The following is a 14,086-nucleotide window of genomic DNA, read 5'->3' as shown; positions in this document are numbered from 1 at the left end:
GCTACAGGCGCAGGCCACCCGCGCCACGCTGCAGGCGGCGCAACTGCGCCGACAGCTCACGCAGGTTGGCGTCCTGCGCCGCCAGCTCGGCCCGTTGCGCCGGGTCGAGCAACTGCAGCAACGCGGCATCCAGCTGCCCGGCCAGTTGCTGCAACTGTGCCTGGCGTTGCGCGCTGTGCTCGGCCAGGCGCTGCCATTCCTCGTCCTGTGGCAGGCCGTAGCCCTGCGTGCCCAGCAGCTCCGCCGGACGACTGAGAAAGCCACTCTGCTGCAGCAGGCGCTGCAGGCCTTCGCCGAGCGGGGCCAGCGCCTCGGGCGACTCGCTCAGGTAGCGCTGTTTCAGTTCATCCTGCACGCGTAGCAACAGACGCCGGCGGGCGGCCTGTTCGAGCACCAGCAGGGCAGCACTTTGCCGCAGGCTGGCGCGGGCAAACCAGGCCTGGCGCTGGGTCGGCGGAGCATCCAGCCAGTCCTCGACCTGCCCGTATGGCAACCCCCAGTCGGCCTGCAATCCGGCAAACAGCTGGGTATAGCGTTCGCGGTAGGAAGCAAAGCGATAACCCAGGCGCTCCGCTTCGCGCGGCTCGGCCAGCGCCGAGGGATCAGCCAGACCACGCGCCACCAGCAGCTGCAGCAGCCCGTTGGGCAGCAGGCTGTCCAGATCGGCAAGACGCGGATCAGCCGTACCGCTGCGCAACAGCTTGAGCGTTTCCACCGCACAGTTGTTGCTGATGAAAAAGTAGCGCCCGTCGTAACTCCAGTGCTGTTCCAGCGCCCGGGTGAGCAGCGCCCGGCGCTGGCCGGCACTCAGACGCAGCGGCACCGACTGCAGGCTGCGCAGCTCGACGCGGGTGTATTCATCGATCACCTGAGCCAGTGGCAGGACGAACAGCCGCGACGGATAGGCGCCACTCAGCCCGCCCCAGCTGGACAACTGCACGTCGTCCACATAGGCGCGGAACGACAGCACCAGATGATGCTCGACATCCAGCAGGCAGTCCTCGCCCGGTGCCCGCCCCGGCGCACAGAGCACCAGGCGCAACATGCTGTGGCCAAAGCGGCTGGCCCACTGCTGGTTGCCCTCGGCCAGCAGGTAGTCGACCCGGTACAGGCGCGCCGGGTCGAGGCGCGCCAAGGGCGCGCGGGCAAAATCGCTGCCGGCATTCAGGTAGGCCAACCCCTTTGCACAGGCTGCCTGCCGGGGTGGCTGCCAGGCAAAATGCTCGGCAAATAGTGCGGCCAGCGACGGGCGGCGACAGGCATACTGCGGGTCGAGCAGGAAATGCTCGAAGTTCACGGCGAAGAACTCGCGTGGATGGCTCAGCTCGTAACGGTCGACACTGCGCGCCTGCTGGCCGTTGAACGCCTCGCGCGCGCCCCGCTGCCCCACCGCCTGCGGCCAACCGGCCAGGTCGAGCAGGCGCGGATGATCGCTCAGCGTATAGCGGCGCGCCGTCTGCCCACGACACTCGCCCGGCAAGCCTACCGCCCCCAGGCTGGCCAGTTGCTGCCGGCAACGCCTGTGCAGGCGCCGCTCGGCCGGTGTCCAGTAGCGGGCACGGTCATACAGGTGGGCCAGTTCGTGCAGCACGGTGGCCTGCAGCTCCAGCTCCAGGCTGGCATGCCGGCCGCGCGCCGGCTGCTGTGGATCGGCGAGCAGCGCGGGCAGCAGCCGGGCATTCAGCTCGATACGCGCACGCCAGGCATCGGCGCGGGCAAACGCCTCGTCCGGCAGCGTGGTCGACCAGCGTACGCTGACCTTGCCCGCCAGACGCTGGCGAAAGCTCGGCGGCAAGTGCGCCAGGCTGTCCTCCAGCAGACGCTCGCTGACCGCGCGCGCCTGGGCATGCAGGCCGCGGGCCTCCAGCTGCAACTGCAGCGCCCAGGCACCCTGGGCCGGCAGGCAGGCGAGCAGCAGCAAGACACGCAATAAGCCAGGCATAGAAAGGACACTCAACACACGCTGCCAGGGCAGCACCGCCGCGCATGATAAACGCTGCGCCGTGCGACAGGCTGGTCTGGCCAAGGCCTTTGCACAGCCTGCTAGAATCCCTGCCCGACTTGCCGACGGCGGGAACCTGCCGTCGGCTCAGGCACTCTTAGCCAGGCTGGTCCGTAGGGTTGCCAGCCTGAGAGTCCGCTTACCGAATAAAAAGGCCTTGCCATGCCCAACCTTGTCCACCGCGCCCTTGCCGGCTGCCTGCTCTGCCTGGTCAGCAGCCTGAGCCTGGCCAGCAGTGCCCAGCCCACCCATGAGTTCCAGCTGGAGAATGGCCTCAAGGTCATCGTGCGCGAGGATCACCGTGCCCCGGTGGTAGTCAGCCAGCTGTGGTATCGGGTCGGCTCCAGCTATGAAAGCGCCGGCCTCACCGGCCTGTCGCACGCCCTCGAACACATGATGTTCAAGGGCAGTGCCAAGCTCGCCCCCGGCGAATCGTCGCGCATCCTGCGCGAACTGGGCGCCGAGGAAAACGCCTTCACCAGCGACGACTACACCGCCTACTACCAGGTGCTGGCCAGCGATCGCCTGGCTGTGGCCCTGGAAATGGAAGCCGACCGCCTGGCCAGCCTCAAGCTGCCCGCCGACGAGTTCGCCCGGGAAATCGAAGTGATCAAGGAAGAACGCCGCCTGCGTACCGACGACCGGCCCAGCGCGCTGGCCTACGAACGCTTCAAGGCCTTGGCCTTTCCCGCCAGCGGCTACCGCAACCCGACCATCGGCTGGATGAGCGACCTGCAGCGCATGCAGGTGGATGACCTGCGTGCCTGGTACCAGCAGTGGTACCGGCCGAACAACGCCACCCTGGTGATCGTCGGCGACGTGCAGCGCGACCAGGTGGAAAAGCTCGTCACGCGCTTCTTCGCGCGCATTCCCGGCAAACCGCTGCCGGCGGCCAAGCCACCGCTGGAACTGGCCACCCCCGGCGAGCGGCGCACCACTCTGTATCTCAAAACCCAGTTGCCGAGCCTGCTGATGGGCTTCAACGTGCCGGGCCTGGCCACCAGCGAGGATGCACGCAGCGTACACGCCCTGCGCCTGCTCGCCGCGCTGCTCGATGGCGGCAGCAGTGCCCGCCTGCCGGCACGCCTGGAACGCGGCAGCCAGTTGGTCAGCGGCGCCTCCGCCTGGTACAACGCCTTCACCCGCGGCGACAGCCTGTTCGTACTCAGCGCCACCCCCAACAGCCAGACCGGCAAGACCCTGGCCGAAGCCGAGGCCGGTCTATGGCGCGAGCTGCACGCCCTGCAGGAACAGCCGCCCAGCGAGGAAGAGATGAACCGCGTGCGTGCCCAGGTGATTGCCGGCCTGGTCTACGAGCGCGACTCGATCAGCAGCCAGGCCAACAGCATCGGCCAACTGGAAAGCGTCGGCCTGTCCTGGCGGCTGATCGACAGCGACCTGCAGGCCCTCAGCGAAGTCACTGGCGCCGACATCCAGGCCGCCGCGCAACGCTTCTTCCAGCGCGAGCGCATGGTCGTCGCGCACATCCTGCCGCAGGAGAACAGCCATGAGTGAGCGCAAGAACCTGCGGGCCGGCCTGCTCGGCCTGATCATGGTGCTGGCCATTGGCGGCCTGACCATCCTCGCCAACCGCAACGCTCCCACGCCAGCACCGGCGACCCCGGCCGCCGCCCAGCAGCCAGCCAGCGTCGGCCTGCAAAGCCTGGCCGAGCTGAACAACAGTACGCCGGCGCGGCGCACCCTGCATATCGAAGACTGGCGCACGTCCAGCGGCACCCGGGTGCTGTTCGTCGCCGCCCCGGAACTACCGATGTTCGACCTGCGCCTGACCTTCGCCGCCGGCAGCAGCCAGGACGGCGAATACCCGGGTCTGGCCGTGCTGACCAATGCCATGCTCAACGAAGGCGTACCGGGCATGGATACCGACGCGATTGCCCGGGCCTTCGAAGACCTCGGCGCGCAGTTCAGCAACGGGGCCTACCGTGACATGGCGGTGGTCAGCCTGCGCAGCCTTACCCAAGCCACCCAGCGTGAGGCAGCCCTGGCCCTTTTCAGCCAGGTGATCGGCCAGCCGAGCTTCCCCAATGAGCCGTTGCAACGCATCAAGAACCAGTTGCTGAGCAGCTTCGAGCAGTACCAGCACAACCCCGGCAAGCTGGCCAGCCTGGCGCTGATGGCCACGCTGTATGGCGACCACCCCTACGCCCACCCCAGTGAAGGCACCGCGCAGAGCATCCCGCCGCTGCGCCGTGAGCAGCTGCAGGCTTTCCATCGCCGCGCCTACAGCGCCGGCAATGCAGTGATCGCGCTGGTCGGCGACCTCAGCCGGAGCGAGGCCGAAGCGATTGCCGAACAGGTTTCCGCCGCCCTGCCGGCCGGCCCGGCGCTGCCGGCGGTTGCCGCCCCCAACGCGCCGGAGGCCAGCCAGCAGCACATCGATTACCCTTCCGCGCAAACCCACATCAACCTCGCGCAACTGGGTATTCCCCGTAACCATCCGGACTGGCCGGCCCTCTACCTGGGCAACCAGATCTTCGGCGGCGGCGGCTTCGGCAGCCGGCTGATGGAGGAAATCCGCGAGAAACGCGGCCTCACCTACGGCGTGTACTCGGCGTTCAGCCCGATGCAGGTGGCCGGTCCGTTCAGCATCAGCCTGCAGACCCGCGCGGAAATGACCGACGGCACGCTGCAGCTGATTCGTGAACAACTGCAACAGTTCCTCAACGAAGGCCCCACTGCCGCCGAACTGCAGCGTGCCAAGCGCGAACTGGCCGGCAGCTTCCCGCTGAGCACAGCGAGCAACGCGGACATCGTCGGCCAGCTGGCGGCCATGGCCTTCTATGACCTGCCGCTGGACCAGATGGAGCGTTTCATGGAGCAGGTTCAGGCACTCAGCCGCGAGCAGGTGCGCGAAGCCATGGCCCGCCATCTCGACCCGCAGCGCCTGGTGGTAGTCACCGCCGGGCCACAGGTGGCTCAACAGCCTCTGCCGGAGCCCGGCAGCAGCAGCGAGAGCAGCAACCAGCCGGGCCGGGCACACTGATGGCGCGCCCGGCAAAACCTCGCAGCACGGCGCATGGTGGCCAGGGACAGCTGCGCATCATCGCCGGCGAATGGCGTTCACGGCGCTTTGCCTTTCCCGAAGCGCCCGGCCTGCGCCCGACCCCGGACCGGGTGCGGGAAACCCTGTTCAACTGGCTGGCGCCCTACATCGAAGGCGCACGGGTGCTGGAGTGCTTTGCCGGCAGCGGTGCAGTGTTTCTCGAAGCGTTGTCCCGCGGGGCCAGCGCCGGCTTGGCTCTGGAACTCGACACAGGCGCCGCGCGCAGCCTGCGCGGGCATCTGGATACGCTGGCCTGCACACGCGGCCAGGTGCTCCAGCAGGACAGCCTGCGCTACCTGGCCGAACAGCCGGCACAGCCCTTCGACATCGCCTTTCTTGATCCGCCCTTCCAGCTCGACCTGCTGCAACCCGCCTGTCTGCTGCTGGAAAGCCGTGGCTGGTTGGCCGACGACGCCTGGATCTACACGGAAAGCGCCAGCGCTCCCTCAAGCCTGGCACTGCCCGACACCTGGCAGCTGCATCGTGAGAAGCACACCGGCCAGGTCTACTACGCCCTGTGGCGCCGCCGCGTGACGCGCTAAAGAAAACGCCCCGCAATGCGGGGCGTTGACCTTACACGACACTCAGCCTGCTCAGTAACACCAGATATCCTGGGGCGGAGCGACCGTGCAATTCTGCGCTGCACAGGTACCACCACCTGCGCCGCTATCGATCTCCTGGCTATCCATGCTGTAGCCATGGTTCGGCTTGATCTCCAGCAATTCATTGGCCGGCAGGCCATCGATGCAGTAACGGCCAGCCGCATCGCTGGGTGCCGACATGCCGAACAGCGTCTCGTCACTGTTGCGCCAGGCCACCATGCTCACCTCGACCACCGGATTGCTCGGCGAACACTGGTAGACCATGCCACTCACGCAGGTCGTACCACCGCCCCCCGAAGGCTTGCGCAGCGCCACGCTGGCACAGGCATCACCAGCAGCCTGGGTATTCACCAGCTGGGTTGGATAGCCAAGCGCACGCACCTTGACGCTGGCGTTTTCCGGCGCCTTGAGTTGGAAGCTGCCGTCCGCGGCGGTCACTGCCGTGGTCCCCGCACTGCTGGTCACCTCCAGGCCGACCACCGGAGCGCCCTGCTCGTCTCGTACATCACCCTGGATGCACGCCACGCCCGTACTGATCACCAGATCACCGGCAGCCACCGCCGAACCCGCGGCACAGCTTTGTCCGGCAGCCCCGGATTGCACCGCCAAGGCGGGCGAGCTGGCGCTCAGGCTGTCGACGAACAGGCTGGCACGCAGGCTGCTCAGTGCCGAGCTTTTCACCTTGATGCAGAAGTTACCCTGTGCATCACTTTGCGCAGAGCTGGTACCGGCATAGTCGATGCCACTGCTGAGAATGCTCGCTCCCGCCAGCGCTTGACCATTGCCGTCGACGACCCGGCCACTGACTTCCGTGGTGGCAATCGGCTGGTCACTGTTCCACCAGGAAAAATGCGCCACACTGGCAAACACCGCCAGGCGATCAGGCAGTACGGTGGACGCTGCCACCTGCCCGACACCTTCCTCGATCCACAGACCGCGCACGGTATCGAAATGCCACATGGGCGTCTGATCGCCCGGGCTCAGCGGGGTGCTGCGCGGCAGCAACAGCTCGATCTGCGCCTGGCTGCCAGCCTTCAGATTGACCTTGCGGCCATTCTGGCTGAGGCTGAAATCAGCCATGCTGAAGGACTCCAGCAGGACATTCTGGCCTGCCAGGGTGCGCGCCGAGAAATCGCCCGGGGCGGCCTGGACTTCCTCCGTCGACACATCGATCGGACTGATGACCAGATCCACCGGCTGGCTGCCACTGACGGTCAGGCTGTTCGGTGGAAAATGCACCTTGAAGCCCTGCTCCTGCAGCGTGCCACCCGTCTGCGGAATGAGCGTCTGCACCGCGCCGGCCTTGGCCAGCATTTTGTTCAGGGTGCGTGGCTGCATGCGTACCAGCAACAGCTTGTCGAACTGCAGAGGCTTCTGGCGCTGCAGGCTGACGCTGCCATGCCCGAGGGCATAGCCGGATTTGCTGAAGCTGAGCTGCAGCTTCTGCTCCGGGCTGACCCCATCGATACGGTAGAAGCCACCGGCACCGGTTTCCACCTGACGCGGAAAGATCAATGGCAGCGGGCCTTGCACCCGCACCCGTACACCAGCCAGGGGCAGGCCTTCGCTATCGACCACCTGGCCGCTGATGCTGGCCTTGCCGATCAGCACGGCATGCGCCGGCAGTGCGCTCAGGCCAAGTATCAGCAGGGCCAGCACGCACACACGGCGCAAGGCAAGAGAGAGTCTTGGCATTGCGAGTCATCCTTGAGAAAAGAAAGGGGCCGCTATATAGCCGATCAAGACACCCGGCAGCCATGCCCAAGGGTAACCACTACCGAATCTGCTAGTCAGCACACAAAGACCGTCAGAACCTCGTCACGCTTGCCGAATACCGTCAATAATCGCGCACACGGCTATTCCCGGAAATTCAGTCGCCTGATGGTGCTTTCCGCGCGCCTCGCCAGGCTCTAGTGTGAGCCCCCTCTCCTGTTGCTTAGCCAGGGCTCCACGACAACCACCCATGACCTTCTCCGCCGCCACTCCTTTCAAGCCCGCCTGGTGGCTGCCCGGCCCCCATGCCCAGACACTCTGGGCCTCGCTGCTGCGCCACGCACCGCGCCTGCAGCGCCAGCGCGAGCGCTTGTGGCTGGCTGATGGCGACTTTCTCGACCTTGACTGGTACGGCCCGCACCAGGCCGACACACCCCTGGTGCTGATCGCCCATGGGCTTACCGGCTCCTCGCAGTCGCATTACGTGGTCGGTCTGCAGCGCGCGCTGGCCGACCTGGGTTGGGCCAGTGTGGCGTTGAACTGGCGGGGCTGTTCGGGCGAAGCCAACCTGCTGCCACGCGGCTATCACTCCGGGGTCAGCGAAGACCTGGCGGCCGTCATCAATCACCTGCAGGCCTGCCGGCCGTTGGCCCCGCTCTACGCGGTAGGCTACTCACTGGGCGGCAACGTGCTGCTCAAGTACCTTGGCGAGCAGGGTGAACAGTGCCCGCTGCAGGCGGCGGTGGCGGTATCCGTGCCATTTCGCCTGGACCACTGCGCCGAACGCATCGGCATGGGCTTTTCACGGCTTTACCAGGCGCACTTCATGCGTGCCCTGGGCAATTACGTGCAGGACAAGCGCCGGCAGTTCCACGCGCGCGGCGCGCATGAGCATCTGGCCACCCTGGAGGCTCTCGGACCGAGCCACGGCATGCGCAGTTTCTGGGAGTTCGACCAGCGTTTCACCGCCCCACTGCACGGTTATGCCGACGCTGCGGACTATTACCGGCGGGCCTCCAGCCGTTTCTACCTGGCGCGGATTGCCAGGCCCTGCCTGATGATCCAGGCCGCCGACGACCCCTTCGTCTTCCCGCACAGCCTGCCAGCGCCCGACGAACTGGCCGCGCACAGCCAGCTGGAACTGCACGCACAGGGCGGCCATGTCGGTTTTATCGAAGGTTCTCTGCGCCAACCTGCTTTCTACTTGGAACGGCGCATCCCGCAATGGTTGCACCAGCAGGCCAGCCAGGCGCCGAACTGAGCCGAAGGCCGGCGCAGCCGCAGATAGTCAGGGCAGCACGGCGCTGAGCGGGACATGCAGACGGGCCTGCAGGGTACGGACCTCGTCACGCGCCGCCGGACTGACGTAGCCGCTTTCCAGGGCCAGCACCTGATAGATGCCGCGGCGCAGCAATTCCTCGCTGAGCGGCGCATCGTCCGGGCGCATGCTGCACAGAAAACGCACCCAGGAAGTCAGGATGATCCAGCTGTTGAGGGTCAGCGCTTCGATCTCTTCAGGCTGCATGACCAGGATGCCCGCTTCGACAAAGCCCTGGTAGATCGCCTGGGCCTGCTGCAGACAGTGCCCGGCAAACAGCCGGTAGCGCGCGGCCAGTTCGCTGTCGCTGTCCAGCAGGTGCTCCAGGTCACGATGCAGGAAGCGGTAGTGCCACATCGCCGCGAGCAGGGCTTCCAGGTAGTAGGTCTTGTCGGCCACGGTCAGCGCACGCCCCGCCGGGCGCTGGAGAAACTGCGCGACCTGGCGTTCGTAATGGGCAAACAGCTCGGCGATGATCGCCTGCTTGTTGCGGAAGTGGTAGTACAGGTTGCCCGGAGAAATCCCCAGATGCGCGGCAATGTGGTTGGTGGTGATGGCCCGCTCGCCCTGCGCATTGAACAGCGCCAGGCTCTCTAAAACGATGCGTTCACGGGTTTTCAGGGCTACGGCCATGGCCGGGGTCTCGCTGACTGACAGAAGGTTCCGCCTGAACACGGCGGACATGGGCGGCAAAGGTACACCCTGCGCGAGCCGGACAACACTCTGACGAGCATTTGACCGAATAGAGTAATTACTCTAGAGTTTTCCGCAACCCACCGCCTGCCCACGGAGACAGCCATGGTTGCCGACATTGCCCATCTGCATCACAGCCAGCAGCAGATTGACCAGCTGCAGGCCGCCTTCCAGCGCCAGCGCAGCGCCTTTGCCGGCAACCCGCTGCCTTCCCTGGAACAGCGCCGGCAATGGCTGAAGGCCCTGCTTGAGCTGCTGCGCAGTGAACAGCAGGCCCTGATCGACGCCATCAGCGCGGATTTCAGCAACCGCTCCGCCGATGAAACCCTGCTGGCCGAGATCATGCCTTCGCTGCACGGCATCCATTACGCCAGTCGCCGTCTCGGCAAGTGGATGAAGCCCTCGCGCCGTCAGGTCGGCCTGGCCTTCCAGCCGGCCAGCGCACGGGTGCTGTACCAGCCGCTGGGCGTGGTCGGGGTGATCGTGCCGTGGAACTATCCGCTGTACCTGGCCATCGGCCCGCTGGTCGGTGCGCTGGCCGCCGGCAACCGGGTGATGATCAAGATGAGCGAGTCCACCCCGGCCACCTCGCAACTGCTCCGTGACCTGCTGGCCCGGGTGTTTCCCGAAGACCTGGTGTATGTCGCCCTCGGTGAGGCGGATGTCGGGGTGGCCTTCTCCCGCCTGCCCTTCGACCACCTGCTATTCACCGGCGCCACCAGCATCGGCCGGCATGTGATGCGCGCCGCCGCCGAAAACCTCACCCCGGTGACCCTGGAGCTGGGCGGTAAATCGCCGGCGATCATCAGTGCCGACGTACCGATGCACGATGCCGCCGAACGCATTGCCTTCGGCAAGACCCTCAACGCCGGGCAGACCTGCGTGGCTCCCGACTATGTGCTGGTACCACGCGCCCGTCTGGAAGAGTTCGTCGACGCCTATCGCCAGGTCGTGCTGCGCTTCCTGCCGCGCCTGGCGGACAACCCCGACTACACCGCGATCATCAACAGCCGCCAACTAGGTCGCCTACAGGGCTACCTGCGCGACGCCGCGGACAAGGGGGCTCGCGTCGTGCCGCTCTACGAACACAGCCAGGAGCGCCGCCTGGCGCACACCCTGGTGCTGGACGTGACTGACGACATGCAGCTGATGCAGGAGGAAATCTTCGGACCGATTCTGCCGGTACTGCCCTACGACCAGCTCGATCAGGCGCTGACCTACATCAACCAGCGCGACCGCCCGCTGGCGCTCTACTACTTCGGCTACAACAAGGCCGAGCAGCAGTACGTACTCAGCCATACGCACTCCGGCGGCGTGTGCATCAACGATACCCTGCTGCATGTGGCTCAGGATGACCTGCCGTTCGGTGGCATCGGCCCCTCCGGCATGGGCCACTACCACGGCCACGAAGGTTTCCTGACCTTCAGCAAGGCCAAGGGAGTGTTCATCAAGCAGCGCTTCAATGCCGCGCGCTTCATCTATCCGCCTTACGGCAAGGCTATCCAGAAGCTGATCTACCGCCTGTTCGTACGCTGAGGGCTGCCATGTCCCACTCACCTCATGCTGCCCCGCTGTCACGCCGCGGCCTGCTCAAGACCGGGCTGTTCGGCAGCCTGCTGCTGGCCGGTGCCGGGCTGGGCGCCAGCCTCAGCGGCTGCTCGCCAAGCACTCCGGCACGGGGCTTTCAGGTCCTGCGCGAGGGCGATCTGGCCTTCCTGCGCGCGCTGATCCCGGTATTGCTGGATGGCGCCGTGAGCAGCGGACGCATGCCCGCCGCCGTCGAGCAGACCCTGGACGGCATCGACTACAACCTGGCCGCCTTCTCGCCGGCCATGCGCAAGCTCACCGTGCAGCTCTTCGACGCCCTGGCCCTGCCGCTGAGCCGTGGCCCGCTGACCGGCGTGTGGGGTGGCTGGGAACAGGCCACTGCCGGCGACATGCAGGCCTTCCTGCAGCGCTGGCAGAACAGCTCGCTGGACCTGCTGCAGATGGGCCATGCCGCCCTGCTGCAACTGGTGATGCTGGCCTGGTACGGGCAAGCCGAGGCCTGGGGCCATTGCGGCTACCCCGGCCCGCCGCAGATCTGAACCGCCCCTCAACCTGACCACCCTGCGCGAGAGTCCGCGATGTCCGTACCCGATCTGTTTGCCGAAGGCCTGGCCCGCGGCTGGAAAACCTACGATGGCTCGCAGCTGGCGGAAGATCTGCGCCTGGAAGCCGACATTGCCATCATCGGCAGCGGCGCAGGCGGCGCCACCAGCGCGGAAATTCTCAGTGCCGCCGGCTTCAAGGTGCTGCTTATCGAGGAAGGCCCACTGCGCACCAGCCGTGACTTCAAGCTGCAGGAGCCCACCGCCTATGCCGAGCTGTACCAGGAAGGCATGGGCCGGCTCAGCGAGGATGGCGCCATCACCATCATGCAGGGCCGTGCGGTGGGCGGCACCACGCTGATCAACTGGACTTCCAGCTTCCGCACACCCGCCGCCACCCTGCAACACTGGGCAGAGCAGTACGCAGTGGCCGGACACGACAGCGCGAGCATGGCCACCTGGTTCGAGCGACTTGAGCAGCGCCTCGGCGTCGCGCCCTGGGCCCTGCCGCCGAATGCCAACAATGACGCCCTGCGCCGCGGCTGCGAAGCGCTGGGCTATAGCTGGCAGGTGATTCCGCGCAACGTGCGCGGCTGCTGGAACCTCGGTTACTGCGGGCTGGGCTGCCCGGTGAATGCCAAGCAATCGATGCTGGTCACCAGCATCCCGGCCACCCTGGAAGCCGGCGGCGAGCTGCTCTACCTGGCCCGTGCGGAGCGTTTCAGCCTGCGCGACGGGCGCATCGAAGCCCTGCACTGCCTGGGCATGGATGCGCGTTGCGTGGCGCCCAATGGCCGGCGCATCGAAGTACGTGCACGCCACTACATCCTGGCCGGCGGCGGTATCAACAGCCCGGGCCTGCTGCTGCGCTCAGCGGCACCCGATCCGCACCAGCGCCTCGGCAAACGTACCTTCCTGCATCTGGTGAATTTCTCGGCCGCGCGCTTCGACGAGCTGATCAACCCCTTCTACGGCGCGCCGCAGTCGATCTACTCGGATCACTTCCAGTGGGACGACGGGGTCAGCGGACGCATGTCCTACAAACTGGAAGTGCCGCCGCTGCAACCGGCATTGGCCGCCTCGCTGCTCGGCCGGCATGGCCGCGACAACGCGGCACGCATGGCCGACCTGCCGCGCACCCATGTGATGCTGGCGCTGATGCGCGACGGCTTTCACCCCGACAGCGCCGAAGGCACGGTCAAATTGCGCAGTGATGGCAGTCCGGTGCTCGACTACCCGCTGACCGACTACACCTGGGACGGCATCCGCCGCGCCTATCACCGCATGGCGGAAATCCAGTTTGCCGCCGGTGCCAAGGCCGTATTGCCGCTGCACGCGGATGCCGACTACGTCGACAACCTGCCTGCCGCCCGCGAACTGATCGACCGCCTCGACCTGGCGCTGTACCGCACCAAGCTGGGCAGCGCCCACGTGATGGGCGGTTGCGCGATGAGCGAAGACCCACGCCTGGGCGTGTGCGACAGCCTCGGCCGCCACCACCAGCTGGAAAACCTGTCGATCCACGATGGTTCGCTGTTCCCCACCAGCATCGGTGCCAACCCGCAGCTGTCCATCTACGCGCTGTGCGCCAAGCTGGCCAGCGCCCTGGCCGAGCGCCTGCGCGGCGCCTGAGGTGTGCGCGGCGGTTGGCTGTACGCCAGGCGCTGCGCTACCATCCGCTTCCCTTAAGCACAGCCAGGAAGCCGCGATGAACCGAGTGTTGTATCCAGGCACCTTCGACCCCATCACCAAAGGCCATGGCGACCTGGTCGAGCGCGCCGCGCGGATTTTCGACGAAGTGGTGATCGCCGTCGCCGCCAGCCCCAAGAAGAACCCGTTGTTCCCCCTCGAACAACGCGTCGAACTGGCCCGCGCGGTCACCGCCCACCTGCCGAATGTGCGGGTCGTCGGCTTCTCCAGCCTGCTCGCGCATTTCGTCAAGGAGCAGGAAGCCAATGTCCTGCTGCGCGGCCTGCGTGCCGTGTCGGACTTCGAATACGAGTTCCAGCTGGCCAACATGAACCGACAGCTGGCCCCGGATGTGGAAAGTCTGTTCCTCACCCCCTCGGAAAAGTACTCCTTCATATCCTCCACGCTGGTCCGGGAAATTGCCGCGCTGGGTGGCGATATCAGCAAGTTCGTGCATCCTGCCGTCGCCGCGGCGCTGGCCGAACGCCTGAAACCCTGATCCACGGCAACACCTCTGCGCCCAACGGGTGCAGGATGACGGCGATTGCGGCACAATCGCCGCCCTGAACCAGCCCCCGCCGCCGTCCAGGCGGGGCCACAGGAGCCGACCATGTCCCTGATCATCACCGACGACTGCATCAACTGCGATGTTTGCGAACCCGAGTGCCCCAACGGCGCCATTTCCCAGGGTGAGGAGATCTACGAGATCGACCCCAACCTGTGTACCGAGTGCGTAGGCCACTACGACGAGCCGCAATGCCAGCAGGTCTGCCCGGTTGACTGCATCCCCCTCGACCCCAACAACGTCGAGAGCAAGGACGAGCTGATGCAGAAATACCTGATCATCACCGGCAAGGCCTGACGCCGGCCCTCTCGCCACCGTCTGCGTTACACTGCCCGGCAGTTCATCGACTG

12 protein-coding genes are annotated in these 14,086 nt (G+C 66.3%); 9 read left to right on the top strand and 3 right to left on the bottom strand.

Annotation, left to right across the window (positions count from 1 at the left end; all coding sequences use genetic code 11):
• Position 1: 1 nt before the first annotated feature.
• Positions 2-1,942 (bottom strand): DUF7844 domain-containing protein, encoded by a 1,941-nt coding sequence (locus CFY91_RS03150; RefSeq protein WP_093984893.1) that lies wholly within the window; start codon positions 1,940-1,942, stop codon positions 2-4.
• Positions 1,943-2,164: 222 nt separating this feature from the next.
• Here CFY91_RS03150 and CFY91_RS03145 point away from each other — a divergent pair, with 222 nt between their 5' ends.
• From CFY91_RS03145 to rsmD, 3 genes are read left to right on the top strand one after another with little or no spacing between them, the layout of a single operon-like run.
• Positions 2,165-3,517, top strand: a complete 1,353-nt coding sequence (locus CFY91_RS03145) for a M16 family metallopeptidase (RefSeq protein WP_093984892.1) — start codon at positions 2,165-2,167, stop codon at positions 3,515-3,517.
• A complete protein-coding gene (locus CFY91_RS03140) occupies positions 3,510-5,006 on the top strand; it encodes a M16 family metallopeptidase (protein WP_093984891.1) in 1,497 nt (498 codons plus the stop codon). Before CFY91_RS03145 ends, CFY91_RS03140 begins: the two co-directional genes overlap by 8 nt.
• Positions 5,006-5,608: a 16S rRNA (guanine(966)-N(2))-methyltransferase RsmD gene (gene rsmD / locus CFY91_RS03135; RefSeq protein ID WP_093984890.1), complete on the top strand. Its 603-nt coding sequence runs from the start codon at positions 5,006-5,008 to the stop codon at positions 5,606-5,608. The genes CFY91_RS03140 and rsmD overlap by 1 nt, the downstream gene beginning before the upstream one ends.
• Positions 5,609-5,659: 51 nt before the next feature.
• Here the strand turns inward: rsmD and CFY91_RS03130 are convergent, their stop codons facing one another.
• Positions 5,660-7,363 carry a carboxypeptidase-like regulatory domain-containing protein gene (locus CFY91_RS03130; protein WP_093984889.1) on the bottom strand — a complete coding sequence of 568 codons (1,704 nt, stop codon included), beginning with the start codon at positions 7,361-7,363 and terminating at the stop codon, positions 5,660-5,662.
• 268 nt (positions 7,364-7,631) lie between these two features.
• Here CFY91_RS03130 and CFY91_RS03125 point away from each other — a divergent pair, with 268 nt between their 5' ends.
• Positions 7,632-8,642 (top strand): hydrolase, encoded by a 1,011-nt coding sequence (locus tag CFY91_RS03125; RefSeq protein WP_093984888.1) that lies wholly within the window; start codon positions 7,632-7,634, stop codon positions 8,640-8,642.
• 27 nt (positions 8,643-8,669) lie between these two features.
• Here CFY91_RS03125 and CFY91_RS03120 read toward each other — a convergent pair whose 3' ends face one another.
• Positions 8,670-9,332 (bottom strand): TetR/AcrR family transcriptional regulator, encoded by a 663-nt coding sequence (locus CFY91_RS03120; protein WP_093984887.1) that lies wholly within the window; start codon positions 9,330-9,332, stop codon positions 8,670-8,672.
• 165 nt (positions 9,333-9,497) lie between these two features.
• Here CFY91_RS03120 and CFY91_RS03115 point away from each other — a divergent pair, with 165 nt between their 5' ends.
• The 5 genes from CFY91_RS03115 to CFY91_RS03095 all read left to right on the top strand — a co-directional run bounded on the left by CFY91_RS03115 (position 9,498) and on the right by CFY91_RS03095 (position 14,033).
• Positions 9,498-10,928 (top strand): coniferyl aldehyde dehydrogenase, encoded by a 1,431-nt coding sequence (locus CFY91_RS03115; RefSeq protein ID WP_093984886.1) that lies wholly within the window; start codon positions 9,498-9,500, stop codon positions 10,926-10,928.
• Positions 10,929-10,936: 8 nt separating this feature from the next.
• Positions 10,937-11,479 carry a twin-arginine translocation pathway signal protein gene (locus CFY91_RS03110; RefSeq protein ID WP_093984885.1) on the top strand — a complete coding sequence of 181 codons (543 nt, stop codon included), beginning with the start codon at positions 10,937-10,939 and terminating at the stop codon, positions 11,477-11,479.
• Between the two features lie 39 nt (positions 11,480-11,518).
• Positions 11,519-13,114 carry a GMC family oxidoreductase gene (locus CFY91_RS03105; protein WP_093984884.1) on the top strand — a complete coding sequence of 532 codons (1,596 nt, stop codon included), beginning with the start codon at positions 11,519-11,521 and terminating at the stop codon, positions 13,112-13,114.
• 76 nt (positions 13,115-13,190) lie between these two features.
• Positions 13,191-13,670, top strand: a complete 480-nt coding sequence (gene coaD / locus CFY91_RS03100) for a pantetheine-phosphate adenylyltransferase (protein ID WP_093984883.1) — start codon at positions 13,191-13,193, stop codon at positions 13,668-13,670.
• 111 nt (positions 13,671-13,781) lie between these two features.
• The gene (locus tag CFY91_RS03095; protein WP_093984882.1) at positions 13,782-14,033 is read left to right on the top strand and encodes a YfhL family 4Fe-4S dicluster ferredoxin; all 252 of its coding nucleotides are present in this window, start codon (positions 13,782-13,784) and stop codon (positions 14,031-14,033) included.
• The last annotated feature ends 53 nt before the right edge of the window (positions 14,034-14,086 follow it).

The organism is Pseudomonas fluvialis (assembly GCF_002234375.1).
Taxonomy (GTDB): Bacteria; Pseudomonadota; Gammaproteobacteria; order Pseudomonadales; family Pseudomonadaceae; genus Aquipseudomonas; species Aquipseudomonas fluvialis.
This window is presented reverse-complemented; position numbering and strand designations above follow the sequence as displayed.